Source organism: Kitasatospora sp. NBC_00240, from assembly GCF_026342405.1.
In the GTDB taxonomy this organism is placed as follows: Bacteria; Actinomycetota; Actinomycetes; order Streptomycetales; family Streptomycetaceae; genus Kitasatospora.
The window spans coordinates 119,542-135,521 of record NZ_JAPEMU010000001.1 but is presented as its reverse complement, the minus strand read 5'-3'; the positions used below and the strand labels follow the sequence as shown (position 1 = coordinate 135,521).

Here is a 15,980-nt window from a genome sequence, read left to right as displayed (position 1 = left end):
GGCGAGAAGGGGCTCGCGGTGCCACCGCACTTTCGCTGCCGCCATCGGCGGCAGCCTCGTTCTGGCCCGATCACGGCGGCCGGCCGGCGGGGCATTTCCTCCCCGCGCTCAGGAGTGTCTTCACCTCGGGCGCGATGCCGCCTTCACAGCTGCCGGCGGCTCTCTCGACTCGCGGGATCCCTCGGGTACTCGTCTCCCTCATCGCGTTGGGCACAGGTTAGAGGGCCCGGACCGGTCGTCGCAACGCCCTTTCGGGCACCGGCCCCGGCCTTTCGGGCACCCGTCCCGGCCCCTTCGGGCATTCGTCACGGCCTTTCAGGCACCCGTCCCGGCTGGCCGTGCGGGTTCGGTCCATGCGCGTCCCGTCGCCCGGTGGTCCGTCCGGGGCGGGCCGGCCCGTCCGTCCGGCGGGCGACCGCCCGGGTCCTGCGCGCCGGCGCCCGGCGTGCCGTCGGTCGGCCCTGGGCCGGGGGTGTTCACCGACGGCGTGTCGGGCGCCGTCGGGCCACCCCGGTCGTGGGCCGTGCTTACCTGGGCTGGTAGAACGGGGCTGGTAGAACGGGGGACGGGACGGATCGGGAGGCCGGGGCGGGGCAGGGCGGATCGGGGTACGGGGGCGTCGGGGGAACCACAACACGGCTGGACACGTCGACATGCAGCAGGGGTTCACCCTGCCGCCTTCAGGTCGGGTGTCCCGGCGGAGCGGGGCGGGAGACCCGGCGGAGCGGGGCCGGTGGCTCGCGTTCCCCGGTGTCCGGGTGTCCCGCTGTCCGTAACAGCCGGCGCCGCGCGAAAGCGCGGCATCGTGCCCGGGCGGTTCGTACCGGTGCTCCTGTTCGTGGGTGTGTAGGACGGTCGCGGCGGCAACGCCGCGGCGTAGTGGAATTGCGGCGCGCATGGGCGCCGCGAAGCAAGGAGCATGATGACCCTGGCGCTCGCCGCCACCTGGAACCCGCTGGATTGGCCGTTGACGCACGGGCCGATCGCGTACGCCGTGCTGGCGGTGGGCTGGGGTGCGCTGTTGATGCTCGCGGTGGCCCGCGGACGGCGGTGGGCACTGCGCCTGCTGCCCTGCGCGGTGGCTCTGGCCGTGGCCCTCACCCTGCTGATCGACGTGGCCGTCGACGACTGGTGGCAGCCCTTCCCCGAGGGCCTGCCGGACGAGGTGACGGTGTGGATCGGCATGGCGGTCCTCGGGCTGTCGCTGGCCGGGTTCCGGCTGCGCCGGCTGCCCTGGTGGCCCGGCCGGGCGCTGGTCGCGCTCGCCGCCGGGCTGGCGGTGCTGATGGCGTCCTCCCAGGTCAACCGGCTGTTCGACCAGTACCCCACGGCGCGGGTGCTGCTCGCGCCGTGGATCAGTGACACCGGGACCTTGGACACCACGCAGGCCGACCGGACGATCGGCGCGCCGCCCGGCAAGGCGCTGGCCGACGTCTGGAGCCCGCCCGCCGACCTGCCCGTCAAGGGCACCATCGCCGGCGTGCGGATACCCGGCCCGCGGTCCGCCTTCAGGACCCGCCCGGGCTTCGTCTACCTGCCGCCCGCCTACCAGGCCACGCCGCGGCCGCTGCTGCCGGTGCTGGTCCTGCTGCCCGGCCAGCCCGGCGCGCCCGAGGACTGGATCAACTCCGGGGGCCTGCAGGACATGATGGACACCTTCGCGAACGCCCACCGGGGCCTGGCCCCGATCGTGGTGGTCGCCGACCCCACCGGCTCGCCCTGGGTGAACCAGCTCTGCATGGACTCCCGGCTGGCCAAGGCACAGACCTACCTCGCCCACGACGTCCCGGCCTGGGTGCGCGACACCCTGCAGACCGCGACCGGACGGCAGTCCTGGGCGGTGGCCGGCCTGTCGTTCGGCGGCACCTGCTCCCTGCAACTGGCCCTGAACGCGCCCGAGGTCTACGGCTCCTTCATCAACATCTCCGGCCAGCAGGAGCCCACCCTGGGCAACCACGGGAAGAGCGTGAAGGAGGCCTTCGGTGGCGACGAGGCGGCCTTCGACGCCGTCGACCCGATGCACGTGATGGCCCGCAAGAAGTTCCCCGACACCGCCGGCATCTTCGTGGTCGGCTCCAACGACCAGGAGTTCCGCCCCCAGCAGGAGAAGGTCTACGCGGCCGCCGTCCGGGCGGACGTGTCGGTGCAGCTCCAGGTCAAGCCGGGCTGGCACGACTGGACCGTCTTCCGGGCGGCCATCAGTGACAACCTGCAATGGCTCGCCAAGCGGACCGGACTGATCGGATGAGCGCCCCGGCCACCACCCCGGCCGACGGGCCCGCCGACACCGGTACCGCCGACACCGGTACCGCCGACACCGGTACCGCCGACACCGGTACCTCCCGGACCGGAACCTCCGTCACCGCATCCGCGGACACGCGAGCGCCGTCCGTCACCGCGTCCGCGGAGACCCGAGCGGTCTCCGACGCCGCGTCGGCGGCGACCCGAACGACGCCCGCCGTCGCCGTCCCCGCCCCGGCCGGCCGGCAACCCACCCCCGACACCTCCGCCCGTCGCGCCACCTCCGCCGGTCCCGCCACCCCGGCCGCCGCGCCGCCCGCCGACGCCGGCCCCGTCGAGGGACCGACCGCACCGACGCCCGAACCGGCCCGTTCCCGCTGGCTGCGGCAGGCCCGCCGGCTGCGCAAGGCGCCGCTGACCCTCGGTCTGCTCGCGGCCCTGTGGATCATCGGGGCGGCCACCGGCAGCCTGCGCCACGGGCCGTCCACGCCGCTCCTGGAGCATGTCGGCGTGGGCCTGCCCACCCTGGACGCCGGCCGCTGGTGGACCCCGCTCACCTCGCTGGTCTGGTGCTCCGGCCTGAGCGCCTACGTCTTCACCAGCGGGCTGCTCCTCCTGGTCGGGCCGGTCGCCGAACGCCGGCTGGGCCGGCGCCGCAGCGTCCTGGTGCTGGTCACCGGCCAGGTCGTCGCTACCCTGCTCGGCACCGCCCTGGTACGCCTGGGGATCGCCGCCGGCGAGGGCTGGACCCTGGACATCGCCGACCAGATCGCCACCGGTCCGGGCGTCGGGCTGTTCGGGCTCGCCGCCGTCCTCGGCTACCGCCTGACCATCCTGTGGCGCCGCCGGATGCACCTGTCGGTGGTCCTCGTCCCGCTGGTCGCCACCCTCTACATCGGCCACCTGCAGGGCCTGCAGCGTTTCACCGCCGCCGTCGTCGGCCTCGCCGCCGGCGCCCTCCTGCACCGCCACGGCCCGCACCGCGACCCCGAGGCTGAGCCTTCCGGCGCGAGGCGCCGGCGCCGTCTGCGGCTGCGCCGGCGCGGCCGGTCCTCGCACAACGAGACCCGCGTCCTGGTCGCCTTCTGCCTGGTCGCGGCGGCGGTCGGCCCGCTCTTCGCCTCGCTGTACGACAACGCCATCGGGCCCTTCAACAGCCTTTCCGACCTCTACCTCTCGCGCTCCTACGCACCGGACGAGATCGCCGACCTCTGCTCGATCTCCGTCCACGAATGCGCCCGGGCGCACGCCGTCCAGGACTTCTTCGACTCACCCGGACGCCTGATGGCCGCCGCCGTCCCCGCGCTGCTGCTGGTACTCGCGGAGGGCCTGCGGCGCGGCCTGCGCGCCGCCTGGCGGATCACCGTCCTCACCGAGCTGATCTGGATCTGCCTGCTGGTCCGGCTGCTCGCCGACGACCTCTCCGTCCTGCAGGACCCGGCCGACACCGCGGCCGTCGTCGAGTTCTTCGTCGAGGCCCTGCTGCTGCCCGTGCTGACCACCGCCCTGCTGATCCGCACCCGGCACCGCTTCCAGCTGCGGATGGGCCGCCGGGTGGTCCGGCGCCTGTGCGCCGTCATCGCGACGGCTCTGGTGCTCACCGCCACGGCCTACGTCGGGGTCGGCAGCCTGGTCCGCGACCAGTACGACCCGGCCGTCACCGTGGGCCGGCTGGTCGCCGGGCTGCCCGCCGCCTACCTGCCACCGGCCTACGGCGAACTGCTGTCCGACTACCCGATCGCCACCGGGCCGGTGGCCCGAATGCTGGTCACCTACTGCGGACTGCTGTTCTGGACGGTGACCCTGTCCGCCCTGCTGGTCGCGCTGCGCCGGCCGGTGGTGCATGTGGACGCGGAGGACGCGGCCCGCGCCCGGGCCCTGCTCACCGCCCACGGCGGCAGCACGCTGTCCTTCATCAGCACCTGGGACGGGAACCACTACTGGTTCGACGAGGCGGGCGAGGCGGCGGTGCCCTACCGGGTGCTGTCCACCGTCGCGCTGACCACCGGTGACCCGTTCGGCGAGCCGGAGGCCAGGCGCCGGGCGGTGGCCGGGTTCGCCCGCTACTGCGACGCGCGCGGCTGGACCCCGTGCTTCTACAGCGTCACCCCCGAGATCCGCGCGGCCGCCGCCGAACTCGGCTGGCGCTCCCTGCAGGTCGCCGAGGACACCGTGGTGGCACTGCCCGAGCTCGCCTTCACCGGCAAGAAGTGGCAGGACATCAGGACGTCGCTGAACAAGGCCGGCAAGCAGGGCATCGTCGCCGAGTGGTGGACCTACCGCGACGCCCCGGCCGACATCAAGGACCAGATCCGGTCCATCTCCGAGGAGTGGGTCTGCGACAAGGGCCTGCCGGAGATGGGCTTCACCCTCGGCGGCCTGGACGAACTCGAGGACCCGGCCGTCCGGGTGCTGATCGCCGTCGACCCGGAGCGCCAGGTGCACGGGCTGACCAGCTGGATGCCCGTCTACGAGGACGGCCGCCCGGTCGGCTGGACCCTGGACTTCATGCGGCGCGGCTCCGACGGGTTCCGGGGCGTGATGGAGTTCCTGATCGCCTCCGCAGCGCTCGGCTTCAAGGAGGAGGGCGCCCGCTTCCTGTCCCTCTCCGGTGCGCCGCTGGCCCGCGCCGACCGCGGCCAGGACCCGACCTCCCTGCAGCGGATGCTGGACTGGATGGGCAAGGTGCTGGAGCCGGTCTACGGCTTCCGCTCGCTGCTCGCCTTCAAGGCCAAGTTCCAGCCCGAGTACCGGCCGCTGTACATGGTCTACCCGGACCCGGCGGCCCTGCCCAGCATCACCCGCGCGATCGGCAAGGCCTACCTGCCGCACCTGACTGCGGCCCAGGGCGTGCGTCTGATGCGCAAGCTGTCGGCGTGAGGGCGGACGGTCCGAGCGCGAAGGGCCCCGAACGGCGCTGCGGGAGCCGGCGCCGTCGGGGGGCGGTCCGGTCGGGGCCGCCGTGACCTGCCCGCGGCTCGCCGTCGCGCCGGACCGGGCGGCCCTCAGGAGGGCCGGGGGAGTGCCGTGTGACGGGCGGCGCTCCTGCCCGGCTCACCCGCCCGAGGAGGGTGCGGCGCCGGCCCCGCCGAGATCGTCCCGGATGAGGTTCATGACGGTGGGGTCGGCGAGGGTGGTGGTGTCGCCGACCTCGCGGCCTTCGGCGATGTCGCGCAGCAGGCGGCGCATGATCTTGCCGGAGCGGGTCTTGGGGAGTTCGCCGACGACCTTGACCTGCTTGGGTTTGGCGATGGGGCCGAGGGTGCGGCCGACGTGGGCGCGCAGTTCCTCGACGAGTTCGGGGCTGTCGGTGGCGGTTGCGCGCAGGATGACGAACGCGACGATGGCCTGGCCGGTGGTGGCGTCGGTGGCGCCGACGACGGCGGACTCGGCGACGGCGGGGTGGCCGACGAGGGCGGACTCGACCTCGGTGGTGGAGATGTTGTGGCCGGAGACGAGCATGACGTCGTCGACGCGGCCGAGCAGCCAGATGTCGCCGTCCTCGTCCTTCTTGGCGCCGTCGCCGGCGAAGTAGCGTCCTTCGAAGCGGGACCAGTAGGTGTCGATGTAGCGCTGGTCGTCGCCCCAGATGGTGCGGAGCATGGACGGCCAGGGTTCGGTGAGGACGAGGTAGCCGCCGGCGCCGTCGGGCACCTCACGGGCCTCGTCGTCGACGACGGTGGCGGCGATGCCGGGCAGCGCGCGCTGGGCGGAGCCGGGTTTGGTGGTGGTGACGCCCGGCAGCGGGCTGATCATCATGGCGCCGGTCTCGGTCTGCCACCAGGTGTCGACGACGGGGGCCTTGCCGGCGCCGATGTGCTCCCGGTACCAGACCCACGCCTCGGGGTTGATCGGCTCCCCGACCGATCCCAGCACCCGCAGGGTGGAGAGGTCGAACTTGGCGGGGATGTCGTCGCCCCACTTCATGAAGGTGCGGATCGCGGTGGGCGCGGTGTAGAGGATGGTGACGCCGTACTTCTGGACGATCTCCCAGAAGCGGCCCTGGTGGGGGGTGTCGGGGGTGCCCTCGTAGATGACCTGGGTGGCGCCGTTGGCGAGCGGCCCGTAGACGATGTAGGAGTGGCCGGTGACCCAGCCGATGTCGGCGGTGCACCAGTAGACGTCCGACTCGGGTTTGAGGTCGAAGACGGCGTGGTGGGTCCAGGCGGCCTGGGTGAGGTAGCCGCCGGTGGTGTGCAGGATGCCCTTGGGCTTTCCGGTGGTGCCGGAGGTGTAGAGGATGAACAGCGGGTGCTCGGCGTCGTGCGGCTGCGCGGTGTGCTCGGCGGACTGGCGCTCCACGATGTCGTGCCACCACACGTCGCGGCCCTCGGTGAAGGCGGTGTCCTGGCCGGTGCGGCGTACCACCAGGACGTGCTCGACCTGCGGGCACTTCGCCAGGGCCTCGTCGATGGCGGGCTTGAGGGCGGTGGGCTTGCCGCGGCGGTGGCCGCCGTCGGCGGTGATGACGAGCTTGGCGTCGGCGTCCTGGATGCGGGAGGCGACGGCGTCGGCGGAGAAGCCGCCGAAGACCACGGAGTGGGTGGCGCCGATGCGGGCGCAGGCGAGCATCGCGACGACGGCCTCGGGGATCATCGGCAGGTAGACCGCGACGCGGTCGCCCTTGGCGACGCCGAGCTCCAGCAGGGCGTTGGCGGCGCGGGAGACCTCGTCCTTGAGCTGGGCGTAGGTGATGGCGCGGCTGTCGCCGGGCTCGCCCTCGAAGTGGATGGCGACGCGGTCGCCGTGGCCGGCGTCCACGTGCCGGTCCACGCAGTTGTGGGCGACGTTGAGGGTGCCGTCGGCGAACCACCTGGCGAACGGCGGGTTCGACCAGTCGAGGGTCTCGGTGGGCTCGGTGGCCCAGTCGAGACGGCGCGCCTGCTCCGCCCAGAAGGCCAGCCGGTCCTCGGGACCGGTATTCACCGAATTACTCGCGCTCAATGTCGTCTCCCATTCTTTGGCGGATCTTCCGGGGAAGTCCGGATGCTGCTTTTCGCCCGACGGCGGCTTTCCGTTGCCGAATCGCGAGGATTTCCGTCCGGTAGAACCGCAGACGTATCGCCCGTCCGCATGGGATGCTGGTCGGCATGCTGAATCTCACCCAACTCGAAATCCTGGTGAAAGTGGTGGAGAGCGGCGGATTCTCGGGGGCCGCCAAGTCGCTCTACATGAGCCAGCCCGCGGTTTCGAATCACATCCGGAATCTGGAGAGCTCGTGCGGTGTCCAGCTGGTGCACCGGACGAGCCAGGGCGCCCAGGCCACCCCCGCGGGTGAGGTGGTGGTCGAGCACGCGCGGCGGATCTTCGAGATCGTCGACTCCCTCCAGCGGGCCGTCTCGGACTACCGGGGGCTGGGCGGCGGCCGGCTGGTACTGGCCGGTACCACCACCCTCGGCACCTACCTCCTGCCCCGCCTGGTGGCGGACTTCGCCGCGCGTGCCCCCAAGGTGGCCTGCCAGATCCGGGTCGGGAACGAGGACGTCGTGGAGTCCTGGCTGATCCGCGGCGAGGTCGCGCTCGGCCTGTGCATCGACCCGCCGCGCGAGGAGAAACTGCTGTCGGAGGCGATGTTCGAGGAGGCGATGGTGCTGGTCGCCGCGCCGGGTTCGCCGTTGGTCGGGCGGCCCCTGGTGGCCGCCGACCTCGCGGACCAGCGCTTCCTGATGCGCGAGATGGGATCGGCCACCAGGCGGCTGCAGGAGAGCGCGCTGCGGTCCTGGGGCCTTGAGGGTGTCGAGCAGTGGGACCTGTGGGGGCCCGACACCCTCAAGGAGTCAGCGCACCAGGGGCTGGGGGTCGCTCTGCTCTCCGAGCACGCCACGAGCCGGGAGATCGGGTTCGGCATGCTGGCCGAGCTGACCGTCGATCCGCCGCCGCCGACCCGTACCGTTTCGCTGGTGCGGCGCGCCGACCGGGTGCTCACCCCGCCGGAGGAGGTGTTCGTCGCCCTGGTGCGGGCGGTCGCCGAGTGGCCCGCGGACCGGCGGCGGTCAGTACCTGATGCAGGCTGACCTGAGGTCGGTGTAGAACTGCCAGACGTCCGCCGAGCATTCGGGGGCGCCGAGCTGGGAGGCTTTGGCCCCCATGTGCGGCAGGTGCGAGTAGGCACCCACACCGGGCCGGTTCACATGGAGCATGCCCGCCTGGAAGTCCTGCAGCGCCTGGAAGATCAGCGCCGGATCCCGGGTGAAGATGGTGCCCGACATGCCGTACCGGACCGAGTTCGAGATCCGCATCGCGTCCTCGTACCCGTCGCAGTCGATGATGGAGAGCACCGGGCCGAACACCTCCTCCTGGGCGATCTCGCTGTCCCAGGCGACCTCTGCCAGGACGGTCGGCTCCATGAACCAGCCGGGAGTGTCGAGGGCCACGGCCTTTCCGCCGCAGAGCACCCGGGCGCCGGCGGCGCGCGCCGCCTCCACCGCGTCCAGGCAGGCGCGCAGCCGTTCCTCGTTGACCACCGGGCCGATGTCCGCCCACTCCTGGTCCCCGCGTCCGACCCGCATGGCCTGGACCCGCGGCACCAGCAGTGTCAGCAACTCGTCGCGCACGCTGCGGTCCACCACCACCCGGCTGGTGGCGCTGCACCGCTGCCCGCTCTGCCCGAAGGCACCGAGCACGATCGCGTCGACGGCCGCCTCCAGCTGGGCGTCGGCGAGGACGAGCAGCGCGTTCTTGCCGCCCAGCTCCAGCTGGGTACGCATCAGGCGGCCCGCTCCCGCGCGGTTGATGGCCTGCCCCACCGGCAGCGAGCCGGTGAACGAGATGCCCGCCACCCGGGGGTCGCCGACCAGTGCCTCGCCCGGATCACGGTCCCCCTGGACGAGGTTGAGCACGCCCGGCGGGAGCCCCGCGTCGGCGAAGGCCTCCACCAGCAGGGCCGAGGTCCACGGCGTCAGCGGGGAGGGCTTGAGCACGGCCGTGCAGCCCGCCACCAGGGCGGGGGCGACCTTCCACATCGGGATCGCCACCGGGAAGTTCCACGGCGTGATGAGGCCGACGACGCCGAGCGGCCGGCGGAAGGTCATCGCCAGGGTCCTCGGCTCCTCGGCCGGCGTGGTCACGCCGTTGAGCCGGCGCGCCTCGCCGATCGCGAAGTCCAGGATCGCCAGTGCGCGCGCGACCTCGCCGCTTCCTTCGCCGCGGCGCTTGCCCTGCTCCCGGGTGATGGCCTCGGCGAAGATCTCGCGGCGCTCCCGGATCAGTCGCGCGGCCCCGCCGAGGAGCCCGGCGCGGTCGATCGGGCCCAGCCTGTCCCAGCCGGGCTGTGCGGCGGCGGCCGCGTCGACCGCGTGGACGGCGTCGGCGGCCGCCGACTCGGCGAAGCGACCGACCACGTCGTCGGTGTTCGCCGGGTTGATGTTCGGGCGGACGCGCCCGGCGGCGGCCGGGAGCCACCGCCCGTCGATGTGGTTGAGCAGGTGATCGGAACTCGGTTGGAACACAGCAGACTCCGTACGTCGTCGTCGGGTGGCCTACCAGGGCCGGTACACGGCTGGGGCGGCTGTGGGGGCCGCTGTCGAGCCGGTGACGGCCGGGCGCTGCTCGCACCCGGCCACCGGCGGGCCTACTGCTGGGCGACCAAGGTGGTGGCCACCCAGAACGCGTCGTAGTTGTGCACGCAGGCCTCCGCACCGAGGGGACTGCCGAGCGGGTCGGGCCGGGTCGGCCGACGGTTGATCAGGAAGGGGATCCGCAGCTCGCCCAGGGCCCCGTGGGAGCGCAGCGGGGCGTCCAGCTGGCTGAGGTCGTGCCAGGCGGCGTGCCGGCCGAGCGCGATGCCGGCCTCGGCAAGGACCACGATGTCCCCGATCCGGTCGGCGGGAAGCGAGAACCGCTCGGCCGCCGCGTCGCGGCCGTGCACCTCCTGGATCCCGTCGATCGCCCGCAGCGCGTCGATCGTGCCCTGGAGGTCCGCTCCCGGCGGCAGGTGGACGCTGGCGAAGGAGCCGAGCGCGCCGTGGTGCACGGTGTACGGGTCGGTGATGGGGAGGATCACCCGCAGACCCTCGGGTTCGTCGTCCGGCGCCAGAGCGAGAATACGCTTCACCTCGTCCTCGACATAGACCACGCGGGGCACCCCCGCCTCGTCGCTCTTCGCACTCATGCCGTGGTCCGCGGTCAGGACCACGACCGCGCCGGACTCGTCCAGTCTGGCGGCGTAGCGGTCGATCATCTCGTAGAACGCGTTGGCGGTCTCGGTCCCCGGCGCGTGCTTGTGCTGGATGTAGTCGGTCAGGGACAGGTACATCAGGTCCACCGGGCGGCTCGCCATGATCGCCGCGCCCGCGGCGAGCGCGAACTCGCTGAGGTCGGCCGAGTACACCTCGGGCAGCGGCCGGTCCACCAGTGCCAGGACGTCGCCGATCCCGTTCGTCTCCCAGGTCGCCTGGTCGGCCTTCTCGGCGGAGAAGCAGATGCCGCGGCGCGACGGGGCGGCGACGCCCGTCCCGCCGTCCAGCCGGGGGCCGTCCTCGACCAGGCCGGCCCCCAGAAGCCGGCGCAGCTTGTCCTTCGCCGTCACCACGACGACGTCCAGCCCGGCCTCGTTCGCGGCGGCGAAGATGGTGGGTGCCCGCAGGAAGCGCTTGTCGTTCATCAGCACCTCCTCACCGAGCTGCGGGTCGAAGAGGTAGTTTCCGCTGATGCCGTGCGTGCTCGGAGGGCGGCCGGTCGCGATCGACACATTGTTGGGGTTGGTCAGCGCGGGCATCGCGCAGTGCGCCGCCCAGGTGCTGCCACCGTCGGCGAGAACCTTGCTGAGCCAGGGCATCCGGCCGGCCGCCATCGCCTCCAGGTGGTAGTCCGGTTCGCTGCCGTCGATGCAGATCACCACGACCGGGCACCCCGGTGTCGTGTAGGTCCGGCCGTTGACACTGAACGTCTTGTTCGTCACGAAGGGCTCCCGGGAGATCGGCTTGTTCGACTTCTGCGTCACAAAGGCTGCTGGACTGTGCGTCCCGCAGGTACCCCCGATTCCGTTATGCGGGTGATAGCCGCGGGGGCCGGCCGCTCGGACGTGGGTGGGCCCCGGCGGCGGTGAGGTTATGGGAGGCATAGCCGATCCGGGCGTTCCGGGAGCGGTGCCGGTCCTGCTCTTCTGTTCCCCACCAGCAGGCCGGCCCGGACCACCCGGCCCTCGACCGCACAGCCCGCAGCACCCGTCGATTCGTGGAGCACCGCTTCAACCAGCAGCCAGTCGAAGGGCACCGCCATGAGCACCGATGCCGTCGCGCCCAGCAGAGGCGACAGACCCCTGACCACCAAGGAGATGCTCGCTTCCGTCCCAGGCCTCGGCCGGTGGCGCCGGCGCGTCTTCGCCGCCACGTGGATCGCCTATGCGAGCTACTACTTCGTCCGGGAGGCGCCCTCGGTCGCCAAGCTCGGCATTCTGGACGACCCGTCCGTCAACCACGTACTGACCTCGCACGCCCTCGGGGTGATGGACGCGATCTACCTGGCGGCCTACGCGGCCGGGCAGTTCCTCTGGGGCGCCGTCGCGGACCGGGTCGGCCCCCGGGTGATGGTGATCGGCGGCATGCTGACCTCGATCGCCGCCGCGTGCGTCATGGGTCTGAGCAGCACGGCGCTGGTCTTCGGCGCCGCCATGCTGATCCTGGGCCTGGGCCAGTCGACCGGCTGGGCGCCGCTCTGCAAGAACGTCAGCAGCTTCTTCACGGTCAAGGAGCGCGGCCGGGTGCTGGGCCTGTGGAGCACCAACTACGCCTTCGGCGGGCTGGCTTCGGTGCCCTTCCTCGGCTGGGTGGCCTACTCGGTCTTCGACTCCTGGCACGCCGCGCTGTTCACCGGTGCGCTCGTGATGGCCGTCGTCCTCCTGGTCTTCGTCGTGTTGCAGCGAAACAGCCCGGAAGCGGTGGGACTGCCGGGCATCGCCGACGCCGAGGCCGGCCGGACGGCGCCGGCCGGGGACGCCCCGGCCGTCACCGCCGGCCGGGGCGCGGCACCGCCGAAGAAGGGCGTGCGCGAGACGCTCGGCGATCCGATGGTGCGGGTGCTGGGCGCCGCGTACTTCCTGCTCAAGCCGGCGCGCTACGCGATCCTGCTCTGGGGCCCGGTCCTGGTCAGCGAGCGGCTGCCGCAGGTCGACAAGGTCTCGGCGACCGCGATTCCGATCGCGTTCGGTGTGACCGGCTGTCTCGCCCCCAGTCTCATCGGCTGGCTGTCCGACAAGCGCTTCGGCTCCCGCCGGGTCCCCCCGGCGGTGCTCAGCCTGGTCGCGCTCACGATCGTGCTGCTGCTCTTCATGCCGCTCACCGCCACGCACAGCGTCACGCTGATGATGCTCCTGCTCGGCGCCATGGGCCTGACGGTCTACGCGGCCGACTCGATGATCTCCTGCACGGCCGCGGTGGACTTCGGCACCAGCGACCGGGCCGGGACGGCCGCAGGCGTCGTCAACGGCTGCGGATCCGTCGGCGCCATCCTCGGGGGCCTGCTGCCCGGCTTCGTCTCCGGCACCGCGCTCTTCTACGGCTTCGCCGGCGCCGCCCTGCTGGCGGCCGTCATCCTGCTCCCTCGCTGGAACCAGGTCGCCCGGACGGCCTGACCTGGGCACCTTCCCCCGGATTCCCCGCACCCGGCCGCCTGACCGGCCGGGTGCGGGGGCTTTCGCCAACATCGTCGTAAGGAGCTGGCCCATGCCCACCCAGCAGGTTGACACCGCCGTGGTCGGTGGAGGGATCGTCGGTCTCGCCCACGCACTGGCCGCCGCCCGGCGGGGCGACCGCGTCGTGCTGTTCGAACGGGACGACTACGCGGTCGGCGCCTCCATCCGGAACTTCGGGCTCGTCTGGCCGGTCGGCCAGCAGCCCGGTGCCGTGTACCGACGCGCCTTGCGGGCCCGGGAGATCTGGTTGGAGGTGGCCGCGAGCACCGATCTCTGGGCGCCGCGGACCGGATCCCTCCACCTGGCCCATGTCGCCGACGAGCAGGCCGTCCTGGAGGAGTTCCTGGCCACCGTGCCCGCCGCCGTCGAGCAGGGCTGCCGGATGGTCTCGGCGGAGGAGGCCGCCCGCCTCAGCCCCGCCGTCAGGAGCGAGGGGCTGCTCTCGGCCCTGTGGAGCCCGACCGAGCTCAACGTCGACCCGCGCCGGGCGATCCCCACGGTCGCCAGGTTGTTGGCCGAGCAGTACGGCGTCGACGTCCGCTTCGGGACCACGGTGCGCGGCCTCGACCTGCCCACGATCGACACCACCGCCGGCACCTGGCGCGCCGAACGTGTCTTCGTCTGCAGCGGGAACGACTTCGAGACCCTCTACCCGGAGGCCTTCGCCGAGACCGGCCTCACCCGTTGCAAGCTGCAGATGCTGCGTACCGCCGCGCAACCCGGCGGCTGGCAGCTGGGAGCCACCCTCTGCGGTGGCCTGACCCTGCTGCACTACGCCGCGTTCAAGCACTGCGCCTCACTCGGCGCACTCCTCGAACGTGCGCAGGAGGAGCTGCCGTTCTGCCGGGAGAACGGCATCCACGTCCTGCTGTCGCAGACCGCCGACGGAGCCCTGACCATCGGTGACAGCCACGAGTACGCCAGGACCCACCACCCGTTCGAGCGGGAGTCCGTCAACCGGGCGATCATGGACTATCTGGTCAGCTTCGCCCAGGCCCCCGACCTGCGGATCGCCGAGCGGTGGACCGGCGTCTACCCCTCCCTCCCGGGCGGAGCCACCGAACTGGTCGTCCGTCCGCAGCCCGGAGTCACCGTGGTCAACGGCCTCGGCGGCGCGGGCATGACCCTCTCCTTCGGCCTGGCCGAGGAGGTCGTCTCCGGGACGTACGTCCGACCCTGACGGTCACCGGTGGCCGGGCCTTCCGTCCGGCCCCTCCGTGGCACGCCGGCCCGTCCGTGGCACGCCGGCCCGGCCCGGCCGCCGCGTGCGGCCGGGCCGGGCCGGGCGGGTCCGGCGGTGCCCGCCGGGTCGGTCAGTTGTCGGCGATCTCGCGGAGCTCGGCGGTGACCGTCATGTGGGTGTCGTGGACCTCCAGGAACCGCCTGGTCCACTCCAGCGCCTCGGCCTTGTCCTCGGTCCGGATGATGGCGTAGCCGCCGATGACCTCCTTCCCCTCGGCGAAGGGGCCGTCGGTGCAGGTGACCCGGCCGCCGGACCAGGTCAGCCGGGTGCCCTCGGAGGTGGGGGCGAGCCCGGCGGTGTCCACCATGACCCCGGCCTTGGTGATCTCCTCGAACAGTGCGCCCATCCGCTGCTCGAACTCCGGGCCGGGCGCCTGCGCGGGGGCGCTCTGCTCGTCGACGCGGATCATGGACAGGAAGCGCGGCATGGTGACTCCTCGGTCGGTGCGGTGGGGCGTTTCCCCGCCTCTTCACCCTTGCGTCGAACGGGAACGGCCCGGATCGACAACGCCCTCGGACATTCTTCGGAGAATCTTCCGCGCCCGCCCGCCGACGGCCCACCGCCCGGGCCGGCGCGAGGAAAGCACCGGGCTCGGAGCCGGACGACGACCTCGGAGCCGGCCCCCGACCTCAGAGCCGGACGATGACCAGGGCCGTGTCGTCCGTGGCGGTGCGCTGCGCGAGCAGCTCGGCCAGGACGAAGTCCGCCAGGGCCTCCGGATCCTCCCCCCGGTGCCCCGCGAGCGAGGCGGCCAGCCGGGCCAGTCCGACGTCGATGTCCTCGTACCGGCGTTCGATCAGGCCGTCCGTGTACAGCACCAGCGTGTCGCCCTCGGCGAAGGTGGTGGTCGCCTGCGGTCTCGGGACGTGCTCGGGCCGGGCGCCCAGCGGGGGATCGGTGGCCCGGTCGAGGAACTCGACCCGGGCGTCCCCGTGCAGCAGGAGGGGCGGCGGATGACCGGCGCTGCTGTACGTGACCGTCCGGGCGTCCCAGTCGATCAGGGTGCTCACCGCCGTGGTGGACTCGGCGCCCGCCACCGAACGCGCGTACAGCCCCAGTACCTCCAGCGCCTGGGCCGGGCCGTCGGCGACCCGCGAGGCGGCGCTCAGCGCACTGCGCAGCTGGCCCATCACGCAGGCCGCGCGCAGCCCGTGCCCCACGACGTCACCGACCGCGACGCCGATCCGGTCACCCGGCAGGTCGACCAGGTCGTACCAGTCCCCGCAGACGTTCAGCGCGTCGACGGCCGGCCGGTAGCGGACGGCCACCCCGTGGTGCCCGACCGGGCCGGGAGCCGGCAGCAGCGCCTCCTGCAGGGCCAGCGCCACCTCGCGGTCCCGCGCGTGGGCCCGGCGCAGACGCTCGTTGACCTCCTGCAGTTCACGGGCCCGGGTGTAGAGCTCCGCCTCCAGCACCCGGGCCCGCGACCCCTCGGGGCCGCCGCGGGCCCGGATCAGCTCGGTGACCTCCTCCACCCGGTGCACCAGCAGCACCACCCGGCCGTCCGGGCCCAGCACCGCGTCGTTGACCGGGCTCCAGTACCGCTCCTCCCACACACCCGGCCGCTTCGGGGACTCCACGTCGTACCGCTGGAGCGCCATCGCGTCGCGCTCGCCGCTCTCCGCCACCCGCTTCAGCGAGGCCGCCAGGTTGCGCGCACCGGTGGCGGCGGGGTCGTTCGGATTGTCGGGGAACACGTCGAACAGGTAGCGACCCACCACCTGCTGCCGGCTGCGCCCCGACAACCGCAGGAACTCCTCGTTGGCGTCGGCGAACACCAGGTCCGGGGTCAGCAGCGCCACCATGCCCGGCAGGGTCCGGAACACCGCCGCGTAGTCGATCGCTGCTTCCGTCATCAGTGCTGCC

9 protein-coding genes and 1 pseudogene are annotated in these 15,980 nt (G+C 72.7%); 5 read left to right on the top strand and 5 right to left on the bottom strand.

The features are described 5' to 3' along the window. Positions 1-922 precede the first annotated feature (922 nt). Together OG689_RS00580 and OG689_RS00575 are read left to right on the top strand one after the other, a co-directional pair. Complete coding sequence (locus OG689_RS00580) at positions 923-2,248, top strand: alpha/beta hydrolase-fold protein (RefSeq protein WP_266316588.1); 1,326 nt, start codon at positions 923-925, stop codon at positions 2,246-2,248. Next, positions 2,245-5,121: a phosphatidylglycerol lysyltransferase domain-containing protein gene (locus tag OG689_RS00575; protein ID WP_266316586.1), complete on the top strand. Its 2,877-nt coding sequence runs from the start codon at positions 2,245-2,247 to the stop codon at positions 5,119-5,121. The genes OG689_RS00580 and OG689_RS00575 overlap by 4 nt, the downstream gene beginning before the upstream one ends. A gap of 174 nt (positions 5,122-5,295) precedes the next feature. Here the strand turns inward: OG689_RS00575 and acs are convergent. Next, positions 5,296-7,167, bottom strand: a pseudogene (gene acs, locus OG689_RS00570) (acetate--CoA ligase); the annotation flags it as partial. 164 nt (positions 7,168-7,331) lie between these two features. Here acs and OG689_RS00565 point away from each other — a divergent pair. Then, positions 7,332-8,255, top strand: coding sequence for a LysR family transcriptional regulator (locus OG689_RS00565; protein ID WP_266316585.1), 924 nt, complete (start codon positions 7,332-7,334; stop codon positions 8,253-8,255). Here the strand turns inward: OG689_RS00565 and OG689_RS00560 are convergent. Together OG689_RS00560 and phnA are read right to left on the bottom strand one after the other, a co-directional pair. Further along, positions 8,235-9,689, bottom strand: a complete 1,455-nt coding sequence (locus OG689_RS00560; protein ID WP_266316584.1) for an aldehyde dehydrogenase family protein — start codon at positions 9,687-9,689, stop codon at positions 8,235-8,237. The two genes, OG689_RS00565 and OG689_RS00560, sit on opposite strands and share 21 nt — an antisense overlap. 122 nt (positions 9,690-9,811) lie before the next feature. Further along, complete coding sequence (gene phnA / locus OG689_RS00555) at positions 9,812-11,140, bottom strand: phosphonoacetate hydrolase (protein ID WP_266316583.1); 1,329 nt, start codon at positions 11,138-11,140, stop codon at positions 9,812-9,814. Positions 11,141-11,458: 318 nt separating this feature from the next. On the opposite strand from phnA, the gene OG689_RS00550 reads away from it, so the two are divergent. Then, the gene (locus OG689_RS00550) at positions 11,459-12,811 is read left to right on the top strand and encodes an MFS transporter (protein ID WP_266316582.1); all 1,353 of its coding nucleotides are present in this window, start codon (positions 11,459-11,461) and stop codon (positions 12,809-12,811) included. Between the two features lie 91 nt (positions 12,812-12,902). After that, positions 12,903-14,051 (top strand): TIGR03364 family FAD-dependent oxidoreductase, encoded by a 1,149-nt coding sequence (locus OG689_RS00545; protein ID WP_266316581.1) that lies wholly within the window; start codon positions 12,903-12,905, stop codon positions 14,049-14,051. Positions 14,052-14,184: 133 nt separating this feature from the next. Here OG689_RS00545 and OG689_RS00540 read toward each other — a convergent pair whose 3' ends face one another. Further along, entirely contained in the window at positions 14,185-14,541 is a 357-nt protein-coding gene (locus tag OG689_RS00540; RefSeq protein ID WP_266316580.1) for a YciI family protein, read from the bottom strand. A 202-nt stretch (positions 14,542-14,743) separates the two neighbouring features. Beyond that, on the bottom strand, positions 14,744-15,970 hold the full coding sequence (locus OG689_RS00535) for a SpoIIE family protein phosphatase (RefSeq protein WP_266316578.1): 1,227 nt from the start codon (positions 15,968-15,970) through the stop codon (positions 14,744-14,746). Between the last annotated feature and the right edge of the window lie 10 nt (positions 15,971-15,980).

Coding starts and splice junctions, on each gene's coding strand:
- OG689_RS00575 (WP_266316586.1), top strand. CDS start 2,245: ATGAGCGCCCCGGCCACCACCCCGGCCGACGGGCCCGCCGACACCGGT.
- OG689_RS00565 (WP_266316585.1), top strand. CDS start 7,332: ATGCTGAATCTCACCCAACTCGAAATCCTGGTGAAAGTGGTGGAGAGC.
- OG689_RS00580 (WP_266316588.1), top strand. CDS start 923: ATGACCCTGGCGCTCGCCGCCACCTGGAACCCGCTGGATTGGCCGTTG.
- OG689_RS00550 (WP_266316582.1), top strand. CDS start 11,459: ATGAGCACCGATGCCGTCGCGCCCAGCAGAGGCGACAGACCCCTGACC.
- OG689_RS00545 (WP_266316581.1), top strand. CDS start 12,903: ATGCCCACCCAGCAGGTTGACACCGCCGTGGTCGGTGGAGGGATCGTC.
- OG689_RS00540 (WP_266316580.1), bottom strand. CDS start 14,541: ATGCCGCGCTTCCTGTCCATGATCCGCGTCGACGAGCAGAGCGCCCCC.
- OG689_RS00535 (WP_266316578.1), bottom strand. CDS start 15,970: ATGACGGAAGCAGCGATCGACTACGCGGCGGTGTTCCGGACCCTGCCG.